Origin of the sequence: Bergeyella zoohelcum ATCC 43767 (assembly GCF_000301075.1) — a bacterium.
Lineage (GTDB): Bacteria > Bacteroidota > Bacteroidia > Flavobacteriales > Weeksellaceae > Bergeyella > Bergeyella zoohelcum.
The window spans coordinates 2,242,831-2,269,483 of sequence record NZ_JH932293.1 but is presented as its reverse complement, the minus strand read 5'-3'; the positions used below and the strand labels follow the sequence as shown (position 1 = coordinate 2,269,483).

At 36.6% G+C, this 26,653-nt stretch carries 34 protein-coding genes; 26 read left to right on the top strand and 8 right to left on the bottom strand.

Annotated features, from left to right (window positions below):
• Window positions 1-12: 12 nt before the first annotated feature.
• The 3 genes from HMPREF9699_RS10340 to HMPREF9699_RS11340 all read right to left on the bottom strand — a co-directional run bounded on the left by HMPREF9699_RS10340 (window position 13) and on the right by HMPREF9699_RS11340 (window position 3,392).
• A complete protein-coding gene (locus HMPREF9699_RS10340) occupies window positions 13-2,871 on the bottom strand; it encodes a SusC/RagA family TonB-linked outer membrane protein (protein WP_002664591.1) in 2,859 nt (952 codons plus the stop codon).
• 124 nt (window positions 2,872-2,995) lie between these two features.
• Entirely contained in the window at window positions 2,996-3,127 is a 132-nt protein-coding gene (locus tag HMPREF9699_RS11490) for a hypothetical protein (protein WP_002664590.1), read from the bottom strand.
• Between the two features lie 124 nt (window positions 3,128-3,251).
• Window positions 3,252-3,392 (bottom strand): hypothetical protein, encoded by a 141-nt coding sequence (locus HMPREF9699_RS11340; protein ID WP_002664589.1) that lies wholly within the window; start codon window positions 3,390-3,392, stop codon window positions 3,252-3,254.
• Window positions 3,393-3,669: 277 nt separating this feature from the next.
• Between HMPREF9699_RS11340 and HMPREF9699_RS10335 the strand changes: the two genes are divergently transcribed.
• The 23 genes from HMPREF9699_RS10335 to HMPREF9699_RS10875 all read left to right on the top strand — a co-directional run bounded on the left by HMPREF9699_RS10335 (window position 3,670) and on the right by HMPREF9699_RS10875 (window position 19,229).
• Window positions 3,670-3,984: a DUF4298 domain-containing protein gene (locus HMPREF9699_RS10335; protein WP_034985959.1), complete on the top strand. Its 315-nt coding sequence runs from the start codon at window positions 3,670-3,672 to the stop codon at window positions 3,982-3,984.
• Window positions 3,985-4,019: 35 nt separating this feature from the next.
• Entirely contained in the window at window positions 4,020-4,403 is a 384-nt protein-coding gene (locus tag HMPREF9699_RS10330; RefSeq protein WP_002664587.1) for a DUF4180 domain-containing protein, read from the top strand.
• A gap of 36 nt (window positions 4,404-4,439) precedes the next feature.
• Complete coding sequence (locus tag HMPREF9699_RS10325; RefSeq protein ID WP_002664581.1) at window positions 4,440-4,979, top strand: transposase; 540 nt, start codon at window positions 4,440-4,442, stop codon at window positions 4,977-4,979.
• Window positions 4,980-5,031: 52 nt separating this feature from the next.
• A complete protein-coding gene (locus HMPREF9699_RS11610) occupies window positions 5,032-5,211 on the top strand; it encodes a YdeI/OmpD-associated family protein (RefSeq protein ID WP_081580590.1) in 180 nt (59 codons plus the stop codon).
• Window positions 5,208-5,732 (top strand): alpha/beta hydrolase, encoded by a 525-nt coding sequence (locus tag HMPREF9699_RS10320; protein WP_002664580.1) that lies wholly within the window; start codon window positions 5,208-5,210, stop codon window positions 5,730-5,732. The genes HMPREF9699_RS11610 and HMPREF9699_RS10320 overlap by 4 nt, the downstream gene beginning before the upstream one ends.
• Window positions 5,733-5,860: 128 nt before the next feature.
• On the top strand, window positions 5,861-6,247 hold the full coding sequence (locus HMPREF9699_RS10315; protein WP_002664579.1) for an HU family DNA-binding protein: 387 nt from the start codon (window positions 5,861-5,863) through the stop codon (window positions 6,245-6,247).
• A 197-nt stretch (window positions 6,248-6,444) separates the two neighbouring features.
• Complete coding sequence (locus tag HMPREF9699_RS10310) at window positions 6,445-6,798, top strand: VOC family protein (RefSeq protein WP_002664576.1); 354 nt, start codon at window positions 6,445-6,447, stop codon at window positions 6,796-6,798.
• 18 nt (window positions 6,799-6,816) lie between these two features.
• Entirely contained in the window at window positions 6,817-7,383 is a 567-nt protein-coding gene (locus HMPREF9699_RS10305) for a hypothetical protein (RefSeq protein ID WP_002664574.1), read from the top strand.
• Between the two features lie 114 nt (window positions 7,384-7,497).
• On the top strand, window positions 7,498-8,235 hold the full coding sequence (locus HMPREF9699_RS10300) for an SDR family oxidoreductase (RefSeq protein ID WP_002664573.1): 738 nt from the start codon (window positions 7,498-7,500) through the stop codon (window positions 8,233-8,235).
• 28 nt (window positions 8,236-8,263) lie between these two features.
• Window positions 8,264-8,470, top strand: a complete 207-nt coding sequence (locus tag HMPREF9699_RS10295; protein ID WP_002664571.1) for a YdeI/OmpD-associated family protein — start codon at window positions 8,264-8,266, stop codon at window positions 8,468-8,470.
• Entirely contained in the window at window positions 8,467-8,826 is a 360-nt protein-coding gene (locus HMPREF9699_RS10290; protein ID WP_002664569.1) for a DUF4260 domain-containing protein, read from the top strand. Before HMPREF9699_RS10295 ends, HMPREF9699_RS10290 begins: the two co-directional genes overlap by 4 nt.
• A gap of 23 nt (window positions 8,827-8,849) precedes the next feature.
• Complete coding sequence (locus HMPREF9699_RS11250; protein WP_002664568.1) at window positions 8,850-9,233, top strand: GNAT family N-acetyltransferase; 384 nt, start codon at window positions 8,850-8,852, stop codon at window positions 9,231-9,233.
• Entirely contained in the window at window positions 9,203-9,484 is a 282-nt protein-coding gene (locus HMPREF9699_RS11245) for a hypothetical protein (RefSeq protein ID WP_095917179.1), read from the top strand. The genes HMPREF9699_RS11250 and HMPREF9699_RS11245 overlap by 31 nt, the downstream gene beginning before the upstream one ends.
• A gap of 26 nt (window positions 9,485-9,510) precedes the next feature.
• The gene (locus tag HMPREF9699_RS10275) at window positions 9,511-10,302 is read left to right on the top strand and encodes a cation transporter (protein ID WP_002664567.1); all 792 of its coding nucleotides are present in this window, start codon (window positions 9,511-9,513) and stop codon (window positions 10,300-10,302) included.
• A gap of 33 nt (window positions 10,303-10,335) precedes the next feature.
• Window positions 10,336-10,782 (top strand): GyrI-like domain-containing protein, encoded by a 447-nt coding sequence (locus tag HMPREF9699_RS10270; protein WP_002664565.1) that lies wholly within the window; start codon window positions 10,336-10,338, stop codon window positions 10,780-10,782.
• 197 nt (window positions 10,783-10,979) lie between these two features.
• Entirely contained in the window at window positions 10,980-11,465 is a 486-nt protein-coding gene (locus HMPREF9699_RS10265; protein WP_002664564.1) for a GNAT family N-acetyltransferase, read from the top strand.
• A gap of 24 nt (window positions 11,466-11,489) precedes the next feature.
• The gene (locus HMPREF9699_RS10260; RefSeq protein WP_002664562.1) at window positions 11,490-12,119 is read left to right on the top strand and encodes a class I SAM-dependent methyltransferase; all 630 of its coding nucleotides are present in this window, start codon (window positions 11,490-11,492) and stop codon (window positions 12,117-12,119) included.
• A gap of 155 nt (window positions 12,120-12,274) precedes the next feature.
• On the top strand, window positions 12,275-12,988 hold the full coding sequence (locus HMPREF9699_RS10255) for a DUF3822 family protein (RefSeq protein WP_051008213.1): 714 nt from the start codon (window positions 12,275-12,277) through the stop codon (window positions 12,986-12,988).
• Window positions 12,989-12,993: 5 nt separating this feature from the next.
• Window positions 12,994-13,569, top strand: coding sequence for an RsmD family RNA methyltransferase (locus HMPREF9699_RS10250; RefSeq protein WP_002664558.1), 576 nt, complete (start codon window positions 12,994-12,996; stop codon window positions 13,567-13,569).
• A gap of 11 nt (window positions 13,570-13,580) precedes the next feature.
• Entirely contained in the window at window positions 13,581-14,327 is a 747-nt protein-coding gene (gene truA, locus HMPREF9699_RS10245) for a tRNA pseudouridine(38-40) synthase TruA (RefSeq protein WP_002664557.1), read from the top strand.
• An 88-nt stretch (window positions 14,328-14,415) separates the two neighbouring features.
• A complete protein-coding gene (lpxK, locus tag HMPREF9699_RS10240) occupies window positions 14,416-15,447 on the top strand; it encodes a tetraacyldisaccharide 4'-kinase (RefSeq protein WP_002664555.1) in 1,032 nt (343 codons plus the stop codon).
• Complete coding sequence (locus HMPREF9699_RS10235) at window positions 15,431-16,249, top strand: purine-nucleoside phosphorylase (protein ID WP_002664554.1); 819 nt, start codon at window positions 15,431-15,433, stop codon at window positions 16,247-16,249. The genes lpxK and HMPREF9699_RS10235 overlap by 17 nt, the downstream gene beginning before the upstream one ends.
• 1,156 nt (window positions 16,250-17,405) lie before the next feature.
• On the top strand, window positions 17,406-19,229 hold the full coding sequence (locus HMPREF9699_RS10875; protein WP_002664552.1) for a hypothetical protein: 1,824 nt from the start codon (window positions 17,406-17,408) through the stop codon (window positions 19,227-19,229).
• Window positions 19,230-19,624: 395 nt separating this feature from the next.
• Here the strand turns inward: HMPREF9699_RS10875 and HMPREF9699_RS10220 are convergent, their stop codons facing one another.
• Entirely contained in the window at window positions 19,625-20,407 is a 783-nt protein-coding gene (locus HMPREF9699_RS10220) for a zinc ribbon domain-containing protein (RefSeq protein ID WP_002664550.1), read from the bottom strand.
• 2 nt (window positions 20,408-20,409) lie between these two features.
• Window positions 20,410-21,504: a Nif3-like dinuclear metal center hexameric protein gene (locus HMPREF9699_RS10215; protein ID WP_002664548.1), complete on the bottom strand. Its 1,095-nt coding sequence runs from the start codon at window positions 21,502-21,504 to the stop codon at window positions 20,410-20,412.
• A 46-nt stretch (window positions 21,505-21,550) separates the two neighbouring features.
• Here HMPREF9699_RS10215 and HMPREF9699_RS10210 point away from each other — a divergent pair, with 46 nt between their 5' ends.
• Both HMPREF9699_RS10210 and HMPREF9699_RS10205 read left to right on the top strand, forming a co-directional pair.
• Window positions 21,551-22,402, top strand: a complete 852-nt coding sequence (locus HMPREF9699_RS10210) for an ion transporter (protein WP_002664547.1) — start codon at window positions 21,551-21,553, stop codon at window positions 22,400-22,402.
• A 78-nt stretch (window positions 22,403-22,480) separates the two neighbouring features.
• Window positions 22,481-23,305, top strand: coding sequence for a CvfB family protein (locus tag HMPREF9699_RS10205; RefSeq protein WP_002664546.1), 825 nt, complete (start codon window positions 22,481-22,483; stop codon window positions 23,303-23,305).
• A gap of 5 nt (window positions 23,306-23,310) precedes the next feature.
• Here HMPREF9699_RS10205 and HMPREF9699_RS10200 read toward each other — a convergent pair whose 3' ends face one another.
• From HMPREF9699_RS10200 to eno, 3 genes are all read right to left on the bottom strand, one after another.
• Entirely contained in the window at window positions 23,311-23,895 is a 585-nt protein-coding gene (locus tag HMPREF9699_RS10200; RefSeq protein ID WP_034985954.1) for a ribonuclease HII, read from the bottom strand.
• 26 nt (window positions 23,896-23,921) lie between these two features.
• Window positions 23,922-24,497 carry a Tll0287-like domain-containing protein gene (locus HMPREF9699_RS10195; protein WP_002664544.1) on the bottom strand — a complete coding sequence of 192 codons (576 nt, stop codon included), beginning with the start codon at window positions 24,495-24,497 and terminating at the stop codon, window positions 23,922-23,924.
• Window positions 24,498-24,883: 386 nt separating this feature from the next.
• The gene (gene eno / locus HMPREF9699_RS10190; RefSeq protein ID WP_002664543.1) at window positions 24,884-26,176 is read right to left on the bottom strand and encodes a phosphopyruvate hydratase; all 1,293 of its coding nucleotides are present in this window, start codon (window positions 26,174-26,176) and stop codon (window positions 24,884-24,886) included.
• A gap of 94 nt (window positions 26,177-26,270) precedes the next feature.
• Between eno and HMPREF9699_RS10185 the strand changes: the two genes are divergently transcribed.
• Window positions 26,271-26,609: a hypothetical protein gene (locus HMPREF9699_RS10185; protein WP_002664542.1), complete on the top strand. Its 339-nt coding sequence runs from the start codon at window positions 26,271-26,273 to the stop codon at window positions 26,607-26,609.
• The last annotated feature ends 44 nt before the right edge of the window (window positions 26,610-26,653 follow it).

Sequence of the window (26,653 nt, the reverse complement as noted above, 5' to 3'; positions counted from 1 at the left end):
TGTTTTTTTTATTTAAAGGTTAATATTTACACCTAAAGAGTAGGTTCTTGGGTTAGGATAAACGGCTCTGGAAGTACCTACAATTTGTTCTGGGTCAAAGCCTTTCCATTGGGTCCAAGTAGCGATGTTTTCTCCTACTATATAGACTTTAAGCCCTGATATCGGTAGGTTTTTGAGTGCTTCTTTGGTAAGATTGTATCCTAAAGTAATGTTTTTAAGTCGGATAAAATCTGTTTTAAACAAAGCAAAATCAGAGTTTCCTACATAGGTTTCGGACACATTCAGTGATGGAAGATTGAGTACATCACGGCTTACATTATATCCTTCTAATACACGAGATGGCATCTGGGTATATCGATACATTTCATCATACGCCCATCCTCCTGCTTGGAAGCTGAATAAGGAAGTAAGGAAGAAACCTTTATAATCTACATCAAGACCGAAACCACCGCTGTATCTAGCGTAGGCAGGTTTGCCAGTAAGTACTCTGTCATTAGGTGTAGGGGCTTTGGTATGTTTTCCATGTTGGTCTAGATACACGAACTGTCCATCTGCCTTATCAATGCCTATATAACGATACAGCTGCCATTGCCATGCTTCCTCTCCTACTACATTTACTATATTTCTACTTCTATCTTCGGAAGCGAGGCTGAGGATTTTATTGCGAGAGTAAGCTGCATTTGCAAATACCGATAGATTAAAATCTTTAGTTTTCACGGCATTGAATCTTAGGGTAGCTTCTATCCCTCGGTTTCTCATTTTCCCACCATTATCTTTATAGGTAAATACGCCATTTACTCCAGAAACAGGTCTGTCTAGATACATATCAGAGAAAGATTTTTCATAGACATCAATGCTTCCCGTGAGGGTATTTCTCCATATTCCGAAATCTAGACCGATATTCGCTTGGGTAATTTTCTCCCAAGAAAGGTAAGGGTTATTCAGTGAGGCATAGAATCTTGGGCTGTTATTATATCCCGTAGCACTGGCATATACGCTTCTTACTATGCTAGGAGATTCTAGTAATGCTACACTATTATTGGTAACAGGGATAATGTTTTGGTTACCATTAGTTCCATAAGAAGCCCTTAGTTTAAGCAAATTAAATGCAGAATCCTCTAGGAAGTTTTCTTTATCAATGTTCCATCTACCAGCCACAGACCAGAATGTATCCCACTTTTTACCATCTGAGAAGCGATAAGAACCATCTCTCCTTACCGTTCCAGAGATACCATATTTGGATTTATAGTCATAATCTACCGTTCCGAAGAGTGCTAGGGTTCCTCCAGTTATCTTAGATGCAGAGATTAGAGGCACATATTTATTAGGGTCCGCAGGGTTAAATGGCACATAGCCTAGTCCAGTTCCTTGTTCCCAGAAGGTAGCATTGAGCCCCGTTTGTCTAAGGTATCTGCTTTGGGAAAATGCTCTTAAATAATCAATATACCCAGCTACGGATAAAGTATGGCCACCCCATTTTTTATTAAAATTCAAACTCGTGATAGAGTTAAAAGTAGCATCGGAGAAGAGATTAAAGAATTCCCATCCACCATATTGTACTCCATTTTGTGTGGCTTGGTACACCTGCATGTAGGAGTTGGGTGTTTCGGCTAAGTTTTTCTCGTGTGCATTATAGGAGATACCTGTTTTATTGGTAACGCTTAGTGCATCAGTTAGTTTATAAGTTCCAGTAGCATTGGCAGTGATGGAGGTTTGGGTATAGTGGTTTTTAGTTCCTCCTTGTAGTAGGGTATCGTAAGCAAGGTAAGGAATATTATCCCCAAAGTATTTCACACCTATGGCTTCATACATGGCTTTACCGTCTGCAAATCTTGGTGCTGCTGTATATCTAGGTGCATATACACTCATTTGTAAAGGATTGTGCAGGTAGCTTCGATTGGCAATATCATTATCTGTGGTGGATTCTCCTCTCAGCTGATTTCTTTTTGAGAAAGAGAGCCCAATTTGGGTGCTATAAGTAAATTTTCTGTTATTAGAACGCCCATTGGTATTGCTTCGTAGGGTAAACCTTTGGAAATCTGTATTTCTTACGATTCCTTCATTCTTAAGATAACCCAAAGAAACATAAGAGCTTAGGTTTTGGGTACCGTAGCGTATTGCTAAGTTATGCTCTTGCGTTGCTCCTGTACGGAAGAATTCTTTTTCCCAGTCGGTATTCAGTGCGTCGTATTTAAGGATATCTTCCTCCGTAGCAAAAGTTTCTCCTAATAGCGGGTTGGCAGGATTTTGTCTTTTAAGCCTGTGCTGTATTAGAAGCTGCTCCTTTCCACTGGCAAGGTTATATTTGTGTTTAGGAAGTCTAGAAAAGCTGGTGGATGCATCATAGCTAATCTTTACACCACTATTGTACGCAGCAGATTTGGTAGTAATCACCACCACACCATTGGCACCAAAGTTACCATATATTGAGGTGGCCTGTGCATCTTTCAAAATAGATACGGTCTCTATATCATTAGGGTTTAGGTTTCTATACTCTGTAGATGAAGACACTATACCATCTATCACATAAAGCGGTTCATCTGAAGCACCTAGAGAGGCCATTCCTCTAATTCTTACATTGATTTTCCCAGAACCTGGCGACCCTGATGATGAAGTTACAGACACTCCAGACGCTGTACCTTGTAGGGAGTTCAGGAAGGATACATTGGGTCTATTTTCTAAAGTTTCTGCTGAAATGGTGGTACTTGCAGTACTAGATTTAGACTTGGTAGAGGTTTTTCCGTATCCTAATACCACTACCGTTTCAATGTTTCTTTCAGAAAGAGAATCTTTCTTTTTCTGTGCTTCTATCCCTTGGCTTCCTAAGAAGAAAAATACTCCAGCGGATAGTAATTTTAATGGTTGATTCATATAAAGTAATTAAATTGTTTTAAAATGATTGTGATTAAAAAATGATAGCCATAGGCTTTTGGTGGAGATGAAAAAAGGGCTCCCGAAAGAATCGGAAGCCCCCAAAGTATAAGTACATTTCAAGCTATCTCGATTCATAATATCCCCTTTTCATGATAAACATCATGAAGCAAATCATCATCATAAAAATGGCTCCTACAATTCCCGTATTGGTAATCGTGGTAATGGCTGTGTTGATGATATTGGCTGTATTCATTGTTGTTTTTTTTAAGTTTTTAAAAGAAATATATGGTTTGAAATAAAGAACTGAAAGGACACAAAAAAAGCTCTCGGAAGAACCGAAAGCCTTTACTTATATTGAGTCAATATATGCCCTCGATTCATAATAGTGTATGGATAAACATCATACCCATCATCATAAAAGAACAGATAGCTCCTTTACAAATAGTTTCTACCACTACTGTAATACCACCGATGGTAGTACACTGAGCAGATGCGGTATGGTGATTTAATTTTTCCATTTTTTTAACTGATAGTATTTTTTAGTTTCTGATGAAATGCCTCTCAGAAAACGGTTGCAAAAGTATAGCCTCTTTTTGAACCTACCAAATATTTTACAATATTTTTTATCAATGAGTGTATAAGAATTTGTCAATAGTAAGTGTATGATGTTGATAATTATTTATATAGTACTCGTGTAATGATAGAAATTCGAATCCTTATACCTACAAAAAATGTTATTTGCTAGTCGTAAAAAGTATTAATTTTGTAGATATTCAAATCATTTTTTTATTTACAATGACCCCAAAACAACTACAAAACATCGCCCAAATGGAGGGAATCCTCAATAAAATAGAAGATTTCACCCCGAAAGCGGAAGGATTTCTAAAACAATGGCAGGAATTACTTCCCGAAGTACAAAAACTTAACACCTATTACGGAAGCGACCAGTGGCGACAAGATTATGACGATGCTAACGCGGGTAAAATCCCCGAAGGAATGCCCCACGGAGTACTCTCGGAAGACCTTGCATACAATGCTTTGGGCGACCAGTATTTCTTGGCAGTGGATTTCTTAAAATTGGTAACCAAAATCATTTCGAGAGAAGAGTAATATTATGATTGTTAAATCTTAGAAAAATCATAAAAATGGAAATAAAAACACACCATAAAAATAGTTCAAAAATTGCTGAAATTCTTTCAGAAAAAGTAATATTAACATCGGTTGATGATACTTTGGACTTAATAGGCAATCTGTCTTATCAGGGATTTTCGCAAATCATTATTCACGAAAAAAATATCTCAACAGATTTTTTCGATTTAAAAACTAAAATTGCGGGTGATATTTTACAGAAATTCACTCAATATCAGATGCCTTTGATTATTGTTGGGGATTTTTCAAAATACGAAAGTAAAAGTCTGAATGATTTTATTTTTGAAAGTAATAAAGGAAAGCAAATCAATTTTATAACATCAATTTCAGATTTTTTTAGTGAAGGCGACCTCAGCGATAGAACAAATAATACTATGTAAGAGCGAAATATTTTTCGCCCCAATAATAGATTGATTATGAAAAAATACAATCCCGATAAACACAAAAGGCGTTCTATTCGTCTGAAAGGATATGATTACAGCCGTGAAGGGTTGTATTTCATCACGATTTGTTGCCAAAACAGAGCACATTATTTTGGGGAAATCATCAATGAGGAAATGCAATTAAACGAAATAGGAGAAATTGCCCAAAAATGTTGGAGAGACATTCCCAATCATTTTAAAAATGTTTTGTTGCATACATTTGTGGTGATGCCCAATCACATTCACGGCATAATAGAAATTGTAACCCCCGTAGGGGCAAATCAACATTTGCCCGATGATAATAGGGCGAAAGATATTTCGCCCCTACGGGGGACATCAAACACCATTGGTTCCATCGTGCGTGGTTTTAAAATTGGTGTAACCAAATGGGTGCGTTCCAATACAAATATCCATCAAATTTGGCAACGCAATTATTACGAACATATTATCCGAAATGAGGCATCGTATTTCAGAATTCACGAATACATCGAAAATAATCCTGCAAAATGGACAGAAGATTGTTTTCACAAATAACCCCGTAGAGCAAATCAACATTTGCCTATAATAAACAATGTAAGGGCGAAAAATATTTCGCCCCAACATATTAAAAGAAACCCCCGAGGCATATGCCGTGTTTCAAAAACTGAGTCCGTCTCACAAAAACGAGTATATCCAATGGATAAATGAAGCCCAAAAGCAAGAAACTAAAGAAAGGCGTTTGGAGAAAATGATAAGTATGTTACTAAACAAAAAGGAAAACCAATGAAAAAACTCATCGTTATTTCGGATTTATGGGGTGTAAAACAATCACAATGGTGGCAATATTACACCGAAACCTTATCCAAACATTTTGAGGTTATCTTTTATGACGCTTGTCAGTTAGGGCAGATAGATGTAAGCCAATATACCGAGGTGGCACTGCATCAGCAATTTATGGACGGTGGCGTTCTACAATCTGTACAAAACTTAACCCACAAAGAAAAAGAAACCTTCGCCATACTAGGTTTTAGCATAGGTGGCTACATCGCTTGGAGAGCCTTACACAGCGGATTAAAAGCCCAACATTTGGTAGCCGTATCTTCCACTCGATTGCGGTATGAAACAATACCTCCAAAAGCTCAGCTTCACCTATTTTATGGTAAAAAAGACCATCATCTGCCCAGTACTGCGTGGTATGATACAATGAAAACATCGCCATACCTGTTTGATGAGGCGTATCACAACTTTTACCAAAAAGAACACATCGCCCAGCAAATCTGTGAGTACATCGAAAATAAGATGCTATAAGCCCTGATAATTCAAAGATATAAAAATGAAAATCAATGCCGTATAATGCTTAAAAATATTATCTTTGTTAGCCATAGGACATACAAGGTATTCCTTAATGAATGTATCATTTCTAAAAATTTTCAATTATGAGCATCAAGTACAAAGTTATCGAGAAAGGGCAACCGGGCGTTGCAGGAGGCGGAACCAAAAAGTTTTATGCCAATGTAGTAACCGAAGGAGAGCTATCGGTAGATGATTTGGTAAAGCAAATCGAGAAATTTTCCGCTCTTAGTGAGGCGGACATTCGCGGGGTGATTATCGCTTTGGAAAATGTAATTCAACAAGGATTAGCCGATAGCAAAATCATTCGTTTGGAAAAACTCGGCAGTCTATACCCTACGCTCAGCAGTAATGGAGTAGCTACCGAAAAGGAGTTTACGGCTAACCAGATAAAATCCGTTAGTGTGAATTATCGCCCAGGTACCCGCATTGTAGAAGCAATGAAAGCAGCAGGTTTTGAAAAGAAAAAATAGTTTTCAGAAAAACCTGCGGTAGTATCCCAAAAAACCAAGCGTGGTTTCACCTAAAACCACACTTGGTTTTATTTCAAACCTGCCGTGCTTTTGCCCAAAACCTGCGGTGGTTTTTTCCGTATGGGTAAATTATTCTTTGCTAAGTGTCATTAGCAAAGAATATTTAAAAACGTTTAATATTTTAAAAGGAATAAGGTATGAATTACGACAATTTTTTTCTTCCCGCCGAAGATTTCGAAAAAAGCAAACATTTTTTTGCTGATGTTTTGGGTTTGGAAATCAAATTTGATTTCTCCCAAATGGGAATGATTGCCTTTAAAGTGGGCAATGAAGAGGCTGCTATTATCTTAAAAGACAAGAAAAAATTTCCGAATGTGAAACCTACCATTTGGCTGGAAGTAGATAATGTAACGGAAGTGTACGAAGATTTAAAAACTAAAGGCGTGGAATTTTTAACACCACCTTTCCCCATAAAAACAGGTTGGGCGGTGGAGTTTTTAGACCCTTCGGGCAATGTAATGGGCTTTACGGATTATCGTTCTAATAATTGAATTTTTAAAAATAAATAAATGATAAATAAGGACAAAAAATATTTTACCTCCCAATGTAAGGGTAAAACATTTTTTACCCCAACGAAACTTTGGCTGTATTTCATCATCACAATGTCGGTGTACTTACTGATGGTTTTTATCACTATCCCTACACTGAACCGCCTTGCCAACGGATTGGATATTATTGATGTCCTCCCTTTTTACGATAGCGAATATGTAGTGCGTCTTTTGGAATATTTGGGAAGCGAGGGCAGACATTACTATCTGTACAAGCAATTACCTATTGATATGATATACCCGCTACTTTATGCCTTTACTTACAGACAGATATTAAAGCATTTCATTGATAAATTGGATTTCAAAAGAGTAAGATGGGTGGTCTTTTTACCCATTTTGGCGGCAGTGTTTGACTACTTGGAAAACATCGGCATCGGCATATCGCTTTACCGCTTTCCGTCGCTTTCAGATGCTGTTTTATCGGTATTGCCTTTTTTCAGTTTGCTAAAAAATCTCTTTGTAGTACTGTATCTGTTAGCATTTTTCGGATTGGGAATTATGGTTTTGGTGAGAAGAAAGAAATTATGATAATTAAAAAAACTCAATTTACTTTTTTTATATGTTTTTATCAATTTAGATAGCAAAACTTAAAAAAAATGTGTTAAAATTATATAACTTTGTCCATTAGTAAAGGATTTAACAATGAAACTATCAAACAACACTATTTTAATTACGGGCGGTTCATCAGGTATTGGTTGGGCATTAGCAAAGCGTTTTTATGAACTTGATAATAAGGTAATTATCACAGGAAGAGACCCTGAAAAATTGGCTCAAATCAAAAGCCAATACCCAAACATTGAAACTTTTGCACAAGATTTGACCCAGCCCCAAGCTCTTGATGATTTAGCCGCTTTTATTAAAGAAAATCACCCTGATTTAAACATTTTGATAAACAACGCGGCGGTGCAGTACAATTATTTGTTTATTGAAGAGCGTGATTACGCCCAAAAAATAGATTACGAACTGGCTATAAATCTGGCTATTCCAATGAAGTTAAGTGTTAATTTACTTCCTATTTTGTTGAAAAACAAAAATTCGGCAGTGGTCAATGTCAGTAGTGGACTTTTTATTGCACCGAAAAAAACGGCTTCGGTGTATTGTGCCACCAAATCGGCATTGCATAGTTTTAGCCAAACGCTTCGTTATCAGTTAGAAAGTACACCTGTTAAGGTATTTGAAATCGTGCCTTCGCTCATCGATACGCCAATGACCCAAGGGCGTGGCAAATCAAAAATCAGCCCTGAAAAGTTGGTTGATGAATTTATAAAAGGCTTTAAGTCAAATAAATACGAAATTTATATCGGCAAAACCAAATTGCTTAAATTCATACATCGCATTTTTCCGAAAGTGGCTTATAATATAATGAAAAACGGATTGTAATCACTTAAAAATCAAAGATAAAATTCATATGGAAAATCAGTTTAGTAATATGGATATAGAAAACATCTTAAAAGAAACCCCTGAGGCGTACAATGTGTTTCAAAAAATGCCCCTTTCGCACCGAAACGAATACATCAAGTGGATAAACGAAGCCAAAAAGCAAGAAACCAAAGAAAGGCGTTTGGAGAAAATGATAAGTATGTTACTTGATAAAATAAACAAGGAAAAACAATGAAAACACTTTTAAAATTAGAATACATCGCTCTTTTCGTGTTGGGCGTTGTGATGTTTGGGCAATCAGAATACGAATGGTGGTGGTTTTTAGTGCTATTCTTCGTGCCTGATTTGTCTATGGTGGGCTATTTGTCAAATCCTAAAATTGGGGCAATGTTTTATAATTTTGCTCATCACTTCGGGACGGCTGTTATTGCTTTTGTGTTAGGTAAATATCTATCTATAAATGAATTGACACTAGCAGGAGGTATTCTATTGGCTCATTCGGCTTTTGATAGAATCTTAGGCTTTGGACTCAAATACAGCGATGATTTTAAAAACACACATTTGGGAAAAATTGGAAAAGAAAGTAATTAAAAATATTTATTAAATCAAAAATTATGAAGCTAACTATCAACGAAAATCTATACCTCAAATTGGTAAAACTATCTGACGCGACGGATATTTTTAACACAATTGACCACCAACGCGAATATTTGGGCGAATGGTTGCCTTTTGTTCAGTATATCAAAGAGGTTGCTGATGAGGAAAATTTCCTAAAATCAGTTTTGGAAACAATGGAGCAAACGCAAGAATATATTTTTTGTATCCGCAAAGATGAGAAGTTTGTGGGGCTTATCAGTTTTATCAAACCGGATATTGCCAATCAGAAAACGGAAATTGGTTATTGGATTTCAAAGGATTATCAAAAGCAAGGCGTTGTAACTCAGGCTACCAAAAGGCGTGGGAACTTTTGCACGAACGATTTTCGGCAGAAGAAATAGAAGAACATCGCTATTTTTTACGCAATCGTTTTGAAATTGGCGGTTTGCGAAAAGACACGGGCAAAGCCGAAATTATTTTTCATTTTGAAAAAGAATTTAGCGACCTTTGCCACCGAGAACAGAAACAAAAAATCAGTGAATATTTTTTGACCGCCCTTCGTGTTTTTGCCCAAAAACAAAAGAAAATCAATTATAATTTTGAGTTGATGTTGGCTGATTTTGAGCGAATTGTGAAGGATTGGCAAAAATGAATTGAATCAAAACAAACAAGAAAAAAATGTACAAGACATCATTTAAAATATCAAAAATGGATTGCCCTTGCGAAGTGCAAATGATAAAAATGAAGCTTGCAGAGTTGCAAAATATTCATTCAATGGAATTTAGCATAGATAATAGACTGTTAATTGTTTTTCATAGTGGTAACTATCAGCAGATTTTTCAGCACCTTAAAAGCCTACAATTAGACACTTCTCTGATTGATAGCAGTGCTGCAGATGATTACTCAAAAACAAATGACACCAATGAAAGAGTATTGCTCTGGCGTGTTTTATATATCAATTTTTTCTTTTTTATTTTAGAAATGGCAACAGGATTTTTATCTGGTTCTATGGGGCTTATCGCCGATAGTTTGGATATGCTTGCTGATAGCTTAGTGTATGGACTTGCTTTATTAGCTGTTGGTACGAGTATCATTTATAAAAAACGCATTGCAAAAATAGCAGGTTATTTTCAAATATTTCTTGCCATTATCGGACTTGTAGAAGTCATTAAGCGATTTATTGGCAGTGAATCCATTCCTCATTTTCAAACGATGGCTTTTGTTTCGTTGCTGGCACTTATTGGTAACGCTCTTTGCTTGTATTTATTGCAAAAGAACAAAAGCCAAGAAGCTCATATGCAAGCCAGTATGATTTTTACTTCTAATGATGTCATTATCAATATAGGGGTGATTATTGCTAGTGGATTGGTTTATTTGACTAATTCTAAATCTCCTGACCTTATCATCGGAGCCATTGTATTTTGCATTGTTTGGCAAGGGGCAATAAAAATTTTAAAACTCTCAAAATAATGTAAATTAACTTTAATTAAAAAAGGAAATCATATGACACACGAATTTAAAATTATAGGCATCGCGGTACGCACGACCAATGCCAACGGACAAGCCGCAACAGATTTGGGCAAACTTTGGGGACAATTTATGAGCGACACCATTTCAAAAATCCCTAATGCCATTTCCGAAGAAATTATCGCGATTTATACCGATTATGAAAGTGATTATCAAGGGGCTTATACCGCGATTATCGGAAAGAGAGTCAGTTCGTTAGACGAAATTCCAAACGGAATGATTGGGCGAGAATTTCCTGCTACAAAATTTCAGAAGTTCATTGCCAAAGGAGAAATGCCCAATGCCGTTATGCAGACTTGGAAAGCCATTTGGGAACAAGATGAAGTGCTGAATCGTGCCTACCAGTACGATTTTGAGGTGTATGGCGAAAAATCCCAAAACGGCAGTGAGTCCGAAGTGGAGGTTTTTATAAGCGTAAAGTAAACAACTCAAAAATGGACACTTACATTGCACTACTCAGGGGCGTGATGCCCAGAAGAAAGAATAGCATTCTAAATATGGGCTTATTTGATTGAACAAAAATTTCTTAGAAAAGAAACTGAAAATCACAAAAACCACACGCAATTTCAATACATTGAACAAGTTGGTGGGAATGGCGGAGGAAATGGAAAATTAGAACTATGGATTTTATTTTAAATAAATTTACAGCAACCGATTTTGAAGATTATTACCGATTGGTAAGCGATGAGCGGGTAATGGCGATGATTACCGAAAGAGCCATTCCCTTGGAGGAAGCAAAGATTGATTTTGAGAATGAACTGAAAAAAAATACCATACATCCCGATTTTGGTATCTTTAAAATCATCGATGAAGAAAATCATTCTTTTATTGGTTTGGCAAAATTGGAAATTGAAACATCAGAAAGTAGAGAATTGGAATTGGGTTATATGTTATTACCCGAATTTTGGGGCAAAGGCATCGCAGGAAAAGTGGCTCGTCAGTTGGTAGATTTTGCTCGAAGCCACTCTCAGATAGAGGGAATTTTTGCTATTATTGACCCGAAAAATATTCCGTCAAGAAAAATATTGATAAACAATGGTTTTGAACATCAAGAATATAAAGATTTCGACGGATTACCTGGTGAAATTCTCAGATTAAAATTTTAATATCAATCGCTCAGCAACAACACTATGAACAACAACCAAAATTGGATAGATAAGTGGAATCATAATTTCCAAAACAAAGAATATGTATATGGCAAATTGCCTAATGTATTTTTGAAAGAACAATTGGATAGGCTTCCTGTTCAAAACATTCTCTTTGCTGCCGAAGGCGAAGGTAGAAATGCAGTATATGCTGCACAAAAAGGGTGGAAAGTTACGGCTTTTGACATCAGCGAGGAAGGGCGAAAAAAGGCACTACAATTAGCGGACGAAGTAGGGGTAAACATTGATTATAGAGTAGGCGAACTGCCTAATTTGGATTTTTCTAACCAAAATTTTGATGTGGTGGCACTGATTTACGCCCACTTTCCCGCAAAAATAAAATCTGATTATCATAAACAACTCGCAAAACTTTTACCAACCAATGGACTTGTGATTTTCGAGGCTTTTTCCAAAAAACATTTGGCGTACCGAGAGCAAAACCCTAAAGTAGGTGGTCCTGCCGATGAAGCTTTGCTATTTTCCATCGAAGAAATTAAAGCCGATTTTTCAGATTTTGAGTTTCTCTATCTCGAAGAACTTGAAATAGAACTGAACGAAGGGTTACTTCATAACGGAAAAGGAGCTGTGATTCGGTGGGTGGCAAGGAAGAAATAAAAATTAATCATTATAAAAACAATATTGTCATTTATAAGAGTCTGTTTACATCTTACCCAGCAAAATTCAAATAAGTTCTAAAAGCCATCTACTAAAAGCCAACCGCTTTTGTGGATTGGGGATTTAAAAATTATTCTCTACCTTTGTTTCCGAATATGAAACTACAATTGCTCTTTACAAAAGACGGATTGCTATGCCGAGAGGTAAAAGGAAGGGCTACAGTAAAATCAGAGCTCTTTCTCAATAGTCCAGAAAATCCTCCGATTTCTATAGAAGATGCACTCCACCAATATCTTCAGCATCCTTATTTTACGGAGATAGAAGTAATCTCTGCGATGAATCATTTTGCCATGATGCCGAGTACTTTTTCTATGCACGAAAAGGGCATGGAGCTTATTTCTTATAATGCAGAGGTGCATCCGGAAAATGAAGAACTTATGCTTACCGTGAATCCGCATTATGGCGTGCAGTATTATTTCACATTACCCAAAAAGTATTATCATCAGATAAAAGAGAGAAACTTGCCTACTTCGTTTAATTTTTCGGGAGAAAAATTTTTACAGTCCATAGAGTTTAGAAATAAACCCGAAATTCATATTCATCTTTATCATCAGCAGTGTGAATTTTTCGTTTCTGACCATAAGAAAATTCTTCTGTACAATAATTTAGACCTGTCATCTGAAGTGGATTTTCTATATTTTATTATGTTCACCGTCAGTAGAATAGGTTTTGACCTGAAGCATACCCACTTTTTCATCTATGGTGAAGTGAGAGAAAACGAAACTTTTGTTTCCGAACTTAGAAAATTTGCATCGCATCTAAAAATTAAGACAGAAAATACCCCGAGAAAACATTTTTTATTAGACTAAAAATCGTGAATCCTACTTATAGAATTATCAGTGGGCAGTGGAAAGCAAAACGGATTTCTGCCCCGAAACATTTTATCGTTCGTCCTACTACTGATTTTGCCAAAGAGGCTCTGTTCAGTATATTGGATAATCGATATGCTCTTGCATCCTCATCTGTATTAGATTTATTTTCGGGCATTGGTTCTATTACTTTGGAATTTGCCTCCAGAGGTTGTCAAGATATCCAATCCGTGGAGATGAATGCCAAACATGCGGGGTTTATTCAGCATACGGCTTCTGAACTTGATTTGGTGCTCAATATGAATATCCAAAGGGCAGATGTATTTGATTGGCTCAAAAAAAATAAAGGGAAAAAACAATATGACATTATTTTTGCCGACCCTCCATTTGATTTAGATGAGAAGAAGTATCAGGAGCTCATTGCTTTGGTATTAGAAAATGATTATCTCAAAGAAAATGGTGTTTTCATTTTAGAGCATTCGTCTAGAATGAAATTAGAACATTCTCAGTTATTAGAAAGCAGAAAATATGGAAATATTTCCTTTGCTTTTTTTAATAAAGAGACCGAAGTTCCACTTTAAAATTCTTTACCATGAGGTATTGTGTAGAATTTTCCTACTTCGGTAAGCACTATTTTGGTTATCAGATTCAGCCTCATCAGGTGAGCGTTCAGGAGGTGATAGAGCGAGCATTTTCTACATTGCTTCGTGAGGAAATAAAAATAACGGGAGCCGGAAGAACGGATACAGGGGTGCATGCTAAAAAAATCTATGCCCACTTAGATACGGAACAAATCATAGTGCAAGGGTTTTGCAGAAAGGTCAATAGCTTTTTACCTCCAGATATAGCCGTCCACCGAATTTTCCCTGTTACCGATGCTTTTCATGCTCGGTTTGATGCTACTTATAGAACTTATGAATATCATATTTCATTAGACAAGAATCCTTTTCTTACGGATTTTGCTTGGCAACATTGGAAGAAAGATTTAGACATGGATAAGATGAATCAAGCGGCTGAAATACTCTTTGAATACCAAGATTTTGCTTGCTTTTCCAAGGTAGGTGCAGATAATAAAACCACCATTTGTCAAATTTTCTTTGCACAGTGGGAGCAAAAAAATGGAAGGCTTATTTTTACCATTTCTGCCAATCGTTTTCTAAGGAATATGGTAAGGGCCATTGTAGGAACTTTAGTAGAGGTGGGTAGAGGGAAAATAGAGCTGAATGATTTTAGAAAAATCATTGATTCCAAAGACCGTGGGAAGGCGGGAAGTTCCGCTCCAGCACAAGGATTGTACTTGGTGGATGTGGGGTATGAATGGGAGAAATTTAAACGCTGAAACTGTCCTGAAATTTTATCCCGAATCCATCTTAAAAACGCATAAGTTTTCGTAATTTTGCTGTCAATTTTTCAAGTAATTTTCCCTCATGAAAAGATGGTATCTTTTTCCGTTTTCTATTTTATATGGCATCGGTGTAGGCATTAGAAATCTGATGTATCATCTCGGTATTAAAAAATCTACTCGGTTTAGGACGCCTGTAATCTGTGTGGGGAATTTATCTGTAGGGGGAAGTGGTAAATCTCCTATGGTCATGTATCTGGCAGAGCTTTTATCCCAAAAAGGAAGAACGGGTGTGCTCTCCAGAGGATATGGAAGAATGACTAAAGGGTATGGCGTAGTGAATTATGATAGCAACTATAAAACGGTAGGAGATGAAGCCATGCAGTTGTTTGAGCGGTTTAAGAACCGTTTTGTCATCGCGGTATGTGAAAAAAGAGTTTTTGGAGCGAAAAAACTCGTTGAAGATATGGACTTGGATTTCCTAATTCTGGATGACGCCATGCAGCATAGAGCCATTAGACCAGGGTTTACCATCATGATGACAGAATACCAAGACCCTTATTTTAAAGATTTTTTGCTTCCCGCAGGAAATCTCCGTGAATTGAGGTCAGGTGCTAAGAGAGCGAATATCATCGTGGTATCTAAATGCCCACCCACAATAACCGACGAAGATAAAAAACTCTATATTTCTAAAATCCATCCTTCGCGTAAGCAAAAAGTATTTTTTTCTTCTATTGGGTATAAAGAAACCATCATGGCAGCCAACCAAAAAGATCATTTGCCCGATAATAATTTGGCATATTATGATATTCTTTTGATCACTGGAATTGCTAACCCTAAACCGTTAGAGGAGCAAATAAGAAAATATAATCCTAATTTTAAGCATTTGAAATTTAAGGACCATCATAATTTTACCGATGCCGATGTAAAGAAAATTCGTGAAGAATTTAAAAAGATGGGTGATTATAAAATTATTTTAACCACGGAAAAAGACTTTGTAAGGCTAAAATCTTACGAGAGTTTGAGAAATAATCTTTATTTTTGGCCTATTCAAACTATTATTGACCAACAAGAAGCGTTTAACCGAAGCATTTTAGAATATGTTAGAAAAATATAAAGCAACCGCAGCATTTATTCAAGAAAAAATAAAAGATACTCCAGATTTTGCCATTGTTTTAGGTTCAGGTTTAGGAGCATTAAAAAAAGAAGTACAGTCCATTTGTACCCTTAAGTACGAGGATATCCCGAATTTCCCACAAACCACCGTGGTAGGGCATGGTGGAAGTCTTATCTATGGGGAATTAGAAGGAAAAAAGGTGCTGATGATGAGTGGAAGATTCCACTATTATGAGGGCTATTCTATGGAGCAAGTTACTTTCCCTTTCCGCGTTTTTCACCTTTTAGGAATTAAAAACCTCATTGTTTCTAATGCATCTGGTGGAGTAAATCCTAGCTTTAATGTAGCGGATATTATGCTGATTACAGATCATATTAATATGATGCCAGAACATCCTTTAAGAGGTAAAAATTTAGATACTTTTGGACCTAGATTTGTGGATATGAGTGTGCCTTATGATAGAGAGATGCTCTCCATTGCCGAAGCGGTAGCAAAAGAAGAAAATATAGATATAAAGAAAGGGGTGTATCTGGGGCTTCAAGGGCCTACTTTTGAAACACCTGCAGAATATGGCATGGTAAGAGCGTTAGGAGGAGATGCTGTAGGAATGAGCACTGTGCCAGAAGTCATTGTAGCAAGACATCAAGGGATGAATTGCTTTGGAATTTCTATTATTACAGATTTGGGTGGTCCTGAAATTTCTTTTGCTGTTTCTCATGAAGAAGTGTTGGCAGCAGCAGATAAAGCGATGCCCAATGTGATTAAAATAGTAAAAGGCGTAGTACAAAGATATGGTGTGTAATTTTCTTTATTATAATCTAAAATAATTTTAGCTAGCGATATAAGTTTCCCCCACTGGCATAAGGTGGGGGATTTTTTATAAGAAAACTTTGCGAATGGCTATTGGCAAATAGCCAATAGCTTTTGGCAATCTGCTTTCTGATCTCTAACCTCTAAATTTTAAAAGCAGTATGCAGTAAGCAATAGATATTAGACTTTTGGTCTGACCTCGTAGAGGTCGGATGTTTATAGTGTGGGATATGATTTCGTATAATATATGACCCCAAAGGGGGCAGCATAAGAAATGGAGTTTTAGTGAATAGGTGATTGAAATCTAAAAGATTTAAAAATCGAAAAAAATAAAGAGAAAGGAGAAACGATTGTTTTCTTGTTTAAAAAGGCTTCTAGCTTTTAGCAATTAGCGAATAGCTTTTTCTAATCTCTTACTTCTAATTTCTAAAATCATTATACATTCTACTTTGTACATTGTACAATTTCTAATCCCTAACATCTTATCTTCAACATCTAAAATTTGTGTCTTGTACAACTTATAAAAAACTTTTTGCATATTAGAAAACTTTATCTATCTTTGCCTCGTTATGTTACACACAATCAATACATATAAAATTACTGAAAAAAAGTGGGCCAAAAATTTGGTCAATTCAAATGATTGTGTAAACACACACACACACACACACACACACACACACACACACACACACACACACACACTTACCTTCGCTAAGTATATATAAATATGCGTGTGTACGCGGAATCTATAAAAAAAATCTAGAGCGAGCAAATATCGGATATTTTAATTTATATCCTCCTTCTTTCGGAAGGGGGCAATTTTGTTTGTGTCTATGTCATCATCATAGTTATTCATTACCCCATAGAGGAGAGACCTGTACCAGTACCTTCCCTATCCTTCACCAGAACCTTTTACAAAAATCAATACGATATCAGTGTCTCCCTTCTAATTTGTACAGTTCACTAATTGTTTTTTGGGAGGATAGGGATTTAATAAGGAATTATCTAAAAAAAGGAAAGAAACTAAAGAATCTAAAGAAACTAAAGAATCTAAAGAAACTAAAAAATCGAAATCATCGAAATGAACGGAATTTTTTAATCTTTCAATCATTTAATAATAAATAACAATCGTTTTTAAATTTAAAATTATGAACAAAACAACAATCAAGATCAGTGTGTTAGCGTTCTTAGGTTTTATGACTTATGGCTACGCACAGCAACAGCAGCAAGACCCACACAGGGGTAAAGTAGGGGTAAACACCATAGAGCCGAGTGCTACGATGGACATCCGCCCAAGTACAGCCAATGCTCAGAAAGAAGCCACCACTAACGAAGGGATTATTGCCCCAAAGCTGAGCAAGACGAGAATTGCTAATATTGCTACGCCAGTAGAAGGTACTTTAGTATATGCTACGGATGATGCTACTTCACTTATTTCTGCTTATACAGGTAATGACCCTAAAGTAGCGAAGATTACGGAAAAAGGGTACTATTTTTACAACGGTACAGAGTGGGTGAAAGCGGGGAGTGATGCTACTGACCAACTTTGGAAATTTGTAAAAGAATTTACAACATCATATTCTTTTCCTCCTACTAATACAGCTAAAGTAACAGAATATGGATTAGTCCCTTCTTTAAAAGAAGGTGAGTATGTAGCTAAAATTCATGTGTTTGATTCTCAAACTGCTGATGATTATTCTGGAATTTTAGATTTGAGTACTGTAGATAAAACAACAAAGGTACCAGCATCTCGTACTAGAATCGGAGCAGCAGGAATGGAACTCTTTAACCATAGAAGCGATCAGACTCATATGGGATATATAGATATGGGAAAGACTGATGATGTAGATTATTCTATCAGAATTATAGGTCAAGACTTGCTTGCTAATACTGATTCTAATGATGATATTCATAACAAGAGGCTTACTATCAGTAGTGTGGATGCTGTGAATGGAAATACATTTTTTTTCCATTTAGATGGGGCTCAAACTCGTTTCTCAAATAATAATGTTAATTATTTGTTTGATGATAATGGATTTTTTTTACAGTCCAAAAAAGCAGTTTCTTCGAACGATATAAATTCTTATACTTATTTTAACATAGCAAAAACTACAGGTGTTAATAGTACAGGAAACAATAGCAAAATGACATTATCTTTAAATCGTTTTTTTAATTCCAATGGAAGTTGGGCTGGTACTACGGAGCGTTTACAAAGAATAGTAAATGCTACTAAAATGGGATTTATTGATTTCGGAATTCATGGAGCGGAAAATAGTAGTAGCTATAATGGTCTTGGATTTGGTTTTAACGAAACCCTCCATGCGGTAATCCGTGAAAACGGCAATGTAGGTGTCGGTACTACAACCCCAACCGAAAAACTCGATGTAGCGGGTAATATTAAGTCATCTTCTTTAGCAAGTAATGCAGGTAATCGTCATGTATATGCAGATGCCAATGGAGTGTTAAAAATAGGTACTAATGATGTAACTACATTAGCCAGCTTATGGACGGAAGATGTTACTAACAATTCCATTAAACTTGCTGTAAATTCGGATGGTTCTACTCGTTCCAATGCGGTTAGTATTTTAGATGATGGTAAAGTACATGCGTCTTCATTTATGGGTACCAATGGAGCCACTATCTTCCCAGATTATGTATTCCAAAAGTACTATACAGGAACTTCTTCTATCAAGGCAGATTATAACTTCAAATCCCTAAGCCAAGTAGAAGATTTTGTAAAAGCGAATGGACACTTACCAGGGTATAAATCTGCGGCAACCATTAAAGCACAAGGATATGTAGATTTAATGGAAACGCAGCTGACCAATGTGGAGAAAATAGAAGAGCTTTACTTGCATAGCATAGAGCAAGACAAAGTGAATAAGCAACAAGCAGAAGCATTGAGAGCTAAAGATGCAGAGATTGCAGATTTAAAGCAGAGGCTTGAGAGATTAGAAAAATTAATTCAATAAATTTTACTTTGCCCTATCAGAGTTGTAGTTCTGATAGGGCTTTTTTTATCAGTTTATAGCTTTGGGCTGCTAGCAGTGGGCTTCTATTTTTGGCCTTTTAGCTTTCTAACCTTTAATTTCTAATTTCTAAAAATATTGTATTTCAAACTTTGTACATCGTATAATCAATTTATCTCCATTTTTTATTGTAAAGAGTTAAAATTGAGTTGGTGAAATTTAATTCGTAGGAAGGGAATTGTTGATGCAGAAAATTTCATTTTCAATCTTCAAAATCAAAAAAATATCCAAAAAAATAAAAAATCCAACAGCTCAAATAAGAAAACTGTTGGATTTTTTTGAAATTTATTTTTTTCTGAAAAAAGGTACATCTTATGAATGTCCCAACTCTCTAAATACTACGAGAACTTTACTATTTCTCTCATTTTCTCATTTTCTTGCTCTACCAGTTCGTCATCTACAAGGATTTTTCCGCTATGCTCGTCGATGATGATTTTTTTTCTTTGTGCTATTTCCATCTGCTTTTGTGGTGGAATGGTGAAGAAAGAACCCTTAGGGGCCCCTCTTTCTAGGCCTACTACTGCTAATCCATTTCTGGAATTTTCACGAATTCTTTTATAAGATTTCAGGAGTCTATCATCTATTTTAGATGAAAATTCTTCTGATTTTTCTAGTAAATATTCCTCCTCTTTTTGTGTCTCGGCAATAAGGCCATCCAGCTCTTCTTTCTTGTGCTTCAGGTGTCCTTTTTGTTGGTCTATTTTTGCCAATAACTCATCCAGTTTTTCTTGTTTCTGAGCAATTTTTGCATTCGCTTCACGAATTCTCTTTTCTGCCAGCTGAATTTCTAAATCTTGAAATTCTATTTCTTTTTCTAAAGCATCGTACTCCTTGTTATTTCGTACATTATCTTGCTGTGCCTTGTACTTTTCTATCAAAGTTTTTGCATGATTGATCACCTCCTTTTTGGTAGAAATATCATTCGTTACTTCTTTGATATCATTTTGAAAATTATCTGCACGCTTTTCCAAACCTTGGATTTCTATATCCAAATCTTCTACTTCCATTGGTAATTCCCCTCTGGTATTGCGTATTTCATCCAATCGTGAGTCTATGATTTGAAGATCATAAAGTGCTCTTAATTTTTCTTCTACTGAAGTCTCAATTGCTTTTTTGGCCATATTTAAAAATAGTTAACTGGATTGGTATTTACCTCTGATTTTAAGATTGCAAAGTTAGCAAATTTTTCCGATAAACGAGCTATGATTTGAGAAACTACAAATTGTTCTGATTCTAAGTGTCCTAAGTCGCAAAGTAGCATCTGTCCTTCGGGCTGAAAAAAATCATGGTATTTCAGGTCTGCCGTAAGGTAGGCATCGCATTTTCTGGTCATTGCTGTATGGATTCCATCGGCACCACTACCTCCTAAAACTGCTACTCTACGGATGGTTTTATTAGAAAAATGAGAATGACGAATCATCTTTACCTGGAAAACATCTTTTATTTTTTGTAAAAAATCTTCCACCGGCAATGCTTGGGGTAAGTCTCCATATTTCCCAAGTCCTACAAAGGGATTTTCATTCTCTAAGGTGATGATTTGGTGGGCTACTTCCTCATAAGGATGCGCAGATTTCATGGCTTCTATTACGGCTTTTGTTTTATGGTTTTCACATACCACAGTTACCATATCTTCTGTAACGAGTTCTCTTGTATGGGTGTTGCCTAAAAAAGGATGAGAGCCTTCCAAAGGTCTAAAACTTCCCATTCCTTCCACGGAAAAGCTACACTGGTCATAAAAGCCAATTTTCCCAGCACCCGATTGAAAAACAGCATTTTTTACCGTTTCAGTATGGGATTTCGGAACGAAAAACTGAATCTGATGGAGACTCTTTTTTTTAGGCATGAGAATCTTCGAGTTTTCAATGCCTAGTGCTTTGCATATTCCTTCATTTACTCCGAAATAATCATTATCTAGGGCGGTATGAACGGCATAAATGGCAATTTTATTTTCGATGGCTTTCAGCACTACCTTTTCTACATAATTGCTTCCCGTGATTTTTTTCATTCCTCTGAAAATAATCGGATGAAAGCAGATTACGAAATTACATTTCTTGTCTATAGCTTCATCAATAACTGCTTCCAGTGCATCATGCCCCACCAAAACGCCTGTGATTTCTCTATCGGGATTTCCACATAAAAGCCCCACATTGTCAAAGTCTTCGGCCTGTTGTATGGTGAAAAGGGTATCTATCTTTTTTGTAAATTCTGATATTTTCATCTTGTTATTTTGCACGAAGATAGTACATTTGCCAAAAATTTGGTCAATGAAAAAGCCAGATCATAGTTTGTTACCCGTAAAAAATCCTACATTAAAGCAAATTTATAGGATCATTTATTTTGCGGATACTCCTGCAGGAAAAATATTTGACATTGTGCTATTAGTATTAATCTTGTTAAGTAGTGCGATGGTCATGATGCAGACGGTAAAGGAGCTAGATGTGAGGTATCATCCGTTCTTTGTTACTTTAGAAGTTACCATTACCATTATTTTTGCCATAGAATATATTCTGAGGATAGTTACGGTAAGAAATAAGAAGGCTTATATTTTCAGTGCTTTAGGAATTTTAGATTTCTTATCCATTGTGCCGTTTTTTATTAGCCTATTCTTTCCTGTGGTTCATATATTCGTCATTGTCCGTACGCTGAGATTGCTCAGAATATTTAGGATTTTTAATCTCGCCGATTATATGAATGACGGTGCCTATATTGTGAGGGCATTGAAAGGAAGTCTGAGGAAAATTTATATTTTCTTGCTTTTTCTGTGTATATTTATCATCATTATTGGCTCCATAATGTATGTAGTGGAGGGCGGAGAGAATGGGTTTAATAGTATTCCTCTGTCCATTTATTGGGCAGTAGTAACTATTACTACCGTGGGATACGGAGATATTTCGCCTATCACTCCTTTGGGGAAGTTTATCTCTATTATTGTAATGCTGGCAGGTTACTCCATCATTGCGGTACCTACGGGAATAGTAACCAGTGAACTCCGAAATTTGAGAAATAAAATGCCTTCGTGTACCCGATGTGGTAAAAATAAACATGATAATGATGCCAGATATTGTAATCACTGTGGAGAAAGATTAGTCATAGAGGAAGATCATCATCTGAAGTGATTCTTATTGGGCTGAAATGTCGGTTAGCGGACATAATTAATTACCATCATCTCTTTCATCACCTTAATACTTAAAAATATGAAAATAGGACAATTTAATCAACTCATCGTGAGTAATAAAAATGAGCATGGATACTATCTGGAAGACCGTAATGGAGCGTGTGTATTCATAGCAAAACTTTTTGCAGAAAATCATTGGCAAATCGGTGATGAGGTGAAAGTTTTTATTTATCAAGATGAAAACGAAATTAAAGCAACGATAGAAGAGCCTTTTATCCAAGTAGGTGAATTTGGTATTCTTAATTGTGTACAGAATCTACCAGCGGGTTCTTTTATGGATTGGGGAATTATTAAGGACTTATTTGTTCCCTATAAGCAGCAGCGAGGGAAAATGGTGGAAGGAAGAAACTACCTAGTCTATGCCTATATAGATGAAGAAACGGGACTCATTACAGGAACTACTAAGTTGCCTAAAAATAATACTACCAGAGATTTCCCTTTTAAAAATGGAGATAAAGTAGAGCTTATTATTGCCAATACCACAGACTTGGGCTGGAATGTCATTATCAATAGAAAATACATTGGTCTGCTTTATAATTCCGAGGTTTTCCAAAATCTTCGTCCCATGATGGAAACCGAAGGTTATATTAAAAATATTCGTGAGGATGGTAAAATAGATGTTATACTACAGCCCGTAGGATTTGAAAATATAGATGCTTTTCAGACCAAAATATTAGAAGAATTAGATGCCAACTATGGTATTCTTTATCTTTCAGACCAGTCTTCTCCTGAAGACATTAAGGCTGAACTCCAAATGAGTAAAAAGAATTTTAAAAAAGCCATCGGTGGACTTTATAAAGCCAAAAAAATAGAAATTTTGGAAGATAAAATACGGCTTTTATAGTGAGGCTAATACTCTAACCTAAAGGTCTTTCTATGGTGAGGCGTAGGCCCGAATTTTCTTAATGCCTCCTGATGTACCTTTGTGGCATATCCCATATTTTTATTCCACCCATACTCAGGATATTCCTCATGAAGTTCTAGCATTATGGCATCTCTATGATTTTTTGCTAGTATAGATGCAGATGCTATAGAAAGGTATTTCGCGTCTCCTTTTACGATGCACTGGTGCGGAACAAAAGGGTAGGGCAAAAATCGGTTCCCATCTACAATAATCAGCTCAGGACGAACGGTCAATTGGTCTAATGCCAAGTGCATTGCATGGATGGCCGCCCAAAGGATATTATGGGTATCTATAAAATCTACATCTACCGTGGCGATGCCATAGTCCATGGCGTTTTGCTGGATGAAAGCACTGAGGTTTTCTCTTTTTTTGAAATTTAATTTCTTAGAATCATTAATAAATTCATTTTTTAGTGCATCAGAAACCACCACTGCGGCAGCCACTACGGGACCGCAAAGACATCCTCTGCCCGCTTCATCGCATCCTGCTTCTAGATACAGATGGGAATAGGAGGTGAGTAATTTTTCCATGAAACTATTGCCCAATAATGTTCAGTTTATTTATTCATCTTTATTTTCCACATTCCTCTCAGTTCGCCTTGGGTATATCCTATTGCTTTATCTTCGGGGTATTTGGAGGAGATGATTGCTAAAGTTTCGGGAGCAATATCCTTAGAGGGATTTCCATGACAAGCAAGACAAGTAGGCATTCCCAGCGGAATGGCTTTGTAGTAATATACAGCATCTTCTCCCTCTATCAGCAGATGATTAGGCATGGTTTTGCTCTGCATTTGTGTGAAAAGCTGTTGCCATGCTTCTTTATCTTGCTCGGTGCTGAGGGTATTATTGGGGTTTCTATTCTTATCGGTTAATCGCTGAATTTCCACTTGATAATTTTGAGACAAAGAGTCTGTGAGCGGAATGGCTTTTTCATTACAAAAGTTTACCGCCTGTGAAGCACCTCCTGCTTTCATCTGTGCCGAAACATGTCCCAGGAGTGCCAATTGGCTTTGTGTGGCAATACTATCTCCCTTTGCTAAAAAAACGGATTGTTCAGACTCAGAAAGTGGAGAATGAGAAGGCTGACACGAAAATAGTACCGCTGCCCAAGCTGAATAAAATATCTTTTTCATAGTATTCTGTATCTTTTTACAAAGATAATTTTTTCTATGCAACTATCCTTGTTTTAAATCTAAAAAAGCCGTTAAAGGGGGTGCTGCTTATTGTACTTTGTCAAAGTTTCGAGACTTTGACAAAATGCTTTTTGCCCGAAGGTAGAGTGAAAGACCTTTCAGCTTTCAGGTATATTTTTTGTTAAAAATTCCTATAAATGGGTTGATAAGAATATTTCGCTTAATGATTTTCATTTTTTTGAGTGTTTTTTCAAAGTGCTTTGAAAGTGCATTAAAACTCAGAAATGTAAGTAAAAAAGTCAAGATGATTTTCATTTTACTATAAAAAACCTTCCAGAGTATAATTCTGAAAGGTTTTAGAGGTGTTTTTGAATCAAAACATTATTTTATCTTTTTACTTTGAAGGCATCCAATCCAGGGAAGATGGCTGTTTCTCCCAATGCTTCTTCTATTCTCAGTAATTGGTTATATTTTGCCATTCTATCAGAGCGAGATGCAGAACCTGTTTTGATTTGTCCGCAGTTCATAGCTACGGCAAGGTCTGCAATGGTAGCATCTTCGGTTTCTCCAGAGCGATGAGACATTACTGAAGTGTATCTATTATGCTGAGCCATTTGTACTGCTGCCATCGTTTCAGAAAGAGAGCCTATTTGGTTTACTTTCACAAGGATGGAGTTTCCTACGCCCTCTTGGATTCCTTTAGAAAGTCTCTCTACATTAGTTACGAAGAGGTCATCACCTACCAGCTGTACTTTATCTCCTATTTTATCAGTGAGCATTTTCCACCCTTGCCAGTCGTCCTCGTGCATACCATCTTCGATGGAGATGATCGGGTATTTTTGAGTCAATTCAGCCAAGTAAGAAACCTGCTCTTCACGGCTTCTGAAAGCACCCTTTTCGCCTTCAAATTTTCTATAATCATAAGAGCCATCTACATAGAACTCTGATGAAGCACAGTCTAATGCCAGCATAATGTCATCACCAGGCTTATATCCTGCTTTTTCAATGGCTTGAAGTAGCGTATCCAGTGCATCTTCGGTTCCGTTAAATGTCGGAGCGAAACCACCTTCGTCTCCCACTGCTGTAGAAAGTCCTCTACCTTTTAATATAGACTTTAGGTGGTGGAAAATTTCCGTTCCTTTTCTCAAAGCATGAGAGAAAGAGTCTGCTTTTACAGGCATAATCATAAACTCTTGGAACGCGATAGGAGCATCTGAGTGAGAGCCTCCATTGATGACATTCATCATAGGTACAGGGAGTGTATTAGCATTCACACCTCCCACATATTTATAAAGTGGCATTCTCAGTTCTGTAGCGGCAGCTTTAGCAGCAGCCAAAGAAACCCCAAGGATGGCATTCGCACCTAACTTACCTTTGTTATTCGTGCCATCTACATCAATCATGATTTGGTCAATGAGGTTTTGCTCAAACACAGGTAAACCGATGAGTTCTGGTGCGATGATCTCTTTTACATTTTCTACTGCTTTTAGTACCCCTTTACCCAAGTAATCTGTACCTCCATCACGAAGTTCTACCGCTTCGTGTTCTCCTGTAGAAGCACCAGAAGGTACCGCTGCACGGCCCATGGCACCGTTTTCCGTGAATACATCTACCTCTATGGTAGGATTTCCTCGAGAGTCTAAAATTTGTCTCGCATCAATAAAAGAAATGTAGCTCATACTTTTTGATATAAAAAATGTTGATGGGCAAATTTACTCATTTTCTATATTGATTTCCAATTTATTTTACAGATATTTGTTCAAATTTTATACGATGAAGATAAAAAAAGTGCTCCTCTTAGGACTGATGAGTGTAGGTATGCTTTACTGTAACTCTACCTCTAAAGATGAAAACCAAAAAGAAGAAAGAATTTCTCAGCGTTTCATCGCTACAGATGGTACCAATGCTATGGTGTTTTTTGGCAAAAAAGAAGGTAAAAAGTATGTGGAGATTCAGAATAATGGGAAAACCATCCGTGTTCACCAGCAACCCACGGATGATAGCCTACAATACACTGAAAATGGAATTATTGTAACGCATAAAGGAGATAGCCTTACCATAGAGCAAAATGATGCCATCATAGAACTCAGAAGACCGAAGAATCATGATTAGGTTTGAGATTTGAAATTCATTATCCCATTCCCAAATTTCCAAAT

Bases quoted from the DNA above. Each gene is read 5' to 3' on its own strand.
- HMPREF9699_RS10340 (WP_002664591.1), bottom strand. From the start codon at position 2,871: ATGAATCAACCATTAAAATTACTATCCGCTGGAGTATTTTTCTTCTTA.
- HMPREF9699_RS10305 (WP_002664574.1), top strand. From the start codon at position 6,817: ATGATAAATAAGGACAAAAAATATTTTACCTCCCAATGTAAGGGTAAA.
- HMPREF9699_RS10310 (WP_002664576.1), top strand. From the start codon at position 6,445: ATGAATTACGACAATTTTTTTCTTCCCGCCGAAGATTTCGAAAAAAGC.
- HMPREF9699_RS10260 (WP_002664562.1), top strand. From the start codon at position 11,490: ATGAACAACAACCAAAATTGGATAGATAAGTGGAATCATAATTTCCAA.
- HMPREF9699_RS10220 (WP_002664550.1), bottom strand. From the start codon at position 20,407: ATGGCCAAAAAAGCAATTGAGACTTCAGTAGAAGAAAAATTAAGAGCA.
- HMPREF9699_RS10235 (WP_002664554.1), top strand. From the start codon at position 15,431: ATGTTAGAAAAATATAAAGCAACCGCAGCATTTATTCAAGAAAAAATA.
- HMPREF9699_RS10295 (WP_002664571.1), top strand. From the start codon at position 8,264: ATGGAAAATCAGTTTAGTAATATGGATATAGAAAACATCTTAAAAGAA.
- HMPREF9699_RS10200 (WP_034985954.1), bottom strand. From the start codon at position 23,895: ATGGAAAAATTACTCACCTCCTATTCCCATCTGTATCTAGAAGCAGGA.
- HMPREF9699_RS10300 (WP_002664573.1), top strand. From the start codon at position 7,498: ATGAAACTATCAAACAACACTATTTTAATTACGGGCGGTTCATCAGGT.
- HMPREF9699_RS10875 (WP_002664552.1), top strand. From the start codon at position 17,406: ATGAACAAAACAACAATCAAGATCAGTGTGTTAGCGTTCTTAGGTTTT.
- HMPREF9699_RS10185 (WP_002664542.1), top strand. From the start codon at position 26,271: ATGAAGATAAAAAAAGTGCTCCTCTTAGGACTGATGAGTGTAGGTATG.
- HMPREF9699_RS11340 (WP_002664589.1), bottom strand. From the start codon at position 3,392: ATGGAAAAATTAAATCACCATACCGCATCTGCTCAGTGTACTACCATC.
- HMPREF9699_RS10335 (WP_034985959.1), top strand. From the start codon at position 3,670: ATGACCCCAAAACAACTACAAAACATCGCCCAAATGGAGGGAATCCTC.
- HMPREF9699_RS10215 (WP_002664548.1), bottom strand. From the start codon at position 21,504: ATGAAAATATCAGAATTTACAAAAAAGATAGATACCCTTTTCACCATA.
- HMPREF9699_RS10275 (WP_002664567.1), top strand. From the start codon at position 9,511: ATGTACAAGACATCATTTAAAATATCAAAAATGGATTGCCCTTGCGAA.
- HMPREF9699_RS10210 (WP_002664547.1), top strand. From the start codon at position 21,551: ATGAAAAAGCCAGATCATAGTTTGTTACCCGTAAAAAATCCTACATTA.
- truA (WP_002664557.1), top strand. From the start codon at position 13,581: ATGAGGTATTGTGTAGAATTTTCCTACTTCGGTAAGCACTATTTTGGT.
- HMPREF9699_RS10315 (WP_002664579.1), top strand. From the start codon at position 5,861: ATGAGCATCAAGTACAAAGTTATCGAGAAAGGGCAACCGGGCGTTGCA.
- HMPREF9699_RS10320 (WP_002664580.1), top strand. From the start codon at position 5,208: ATGAAAAAACTCATCGTTATTTCGGATTTATGGGGTGTAAAACAATCA.
- HMPREF9699_RS10265 (WP_002664564.1), top strand. From the start codon at position 10,980: ATGGATTTTATTTTAAATAAATTTACAGCAACCGATTTTGAAGATTAT.
- HMPREF9699_RS11490 (WP_002664590.1), bottom strand. From the start codon at position 3,127: ATGAATACAGCCAATATCATCAACACAGCCATTACCACGATTACCAAT.
- eno (WP_002664543.1), bottom strand. From the start codon at position 26,176: ATGAGCTACATTTCTTTTATTGATGCGAGACAAATTTTAGACTCTCGA.
- HMPREF9699_RS10195 (WP_002664544.1), bottom strand. From the start codon at position 24,497: ATGAAAAAGATATTTTATTCAGCTTGGGCAGCGGTACTATTTTCGTGT.
- HMPREF9699_RS11250 (WP_002664568.1), top strand. From the start codon at position 8,850: ATGAAGCTAACTATCAACGAAAATCTATACCTCAAATTGGTAAAACTA.
- HMPREF9699_RS10205 (WP_002664546.1), top strand. From the start codon at position 22,481: ATGAAAATAGGACAATTTAATCAACTCATCGTGAGTAATAAAAATGAG.
- lpxK (WP_002664555.1), top strand. From the start codon at position 14,416: ATGAAAAGATGGTATCTTTTTCCGTTTTCTATTTTATATGGCATCGGT.
- HMPREF9699_RS10330 (WP_002664587.1), top strand. From the start codon at position 4,020: ATGGAAATAAAAACACACCATAAAAATAGTTCAAAAATTGCTGAAATT.
- HMPREF9699_RS10255 (WP_051008213.1), top strand. From the start codon at position 12,275: ATGAAACTACAATTGCTCTTTACAAAAGACGGATTGCTATGCCGAGAG.
- HMPREF9699_RS10270 (WP_002664565.1), top strand. From the start codon at position 10,336: ATGACACACGAATTTAAAATTATAGGCATCGCGGTACGCACGACCAAT.
- HMPREF9699_RS10325 (WP_002664581.1), top strand. From the start codon at position 4,440: ATGAAAAAATACAATCCCGATAAACACAAAAGGCGTTCTATTCGTCTG.
- HMPREF9699_RS10290 (WP_002664569.1), top strand. From the start codon at position 8,467: ATGAAAACACTTTTAAAATTAGAATACATCGCTCTTTTCGTGTTGGGC.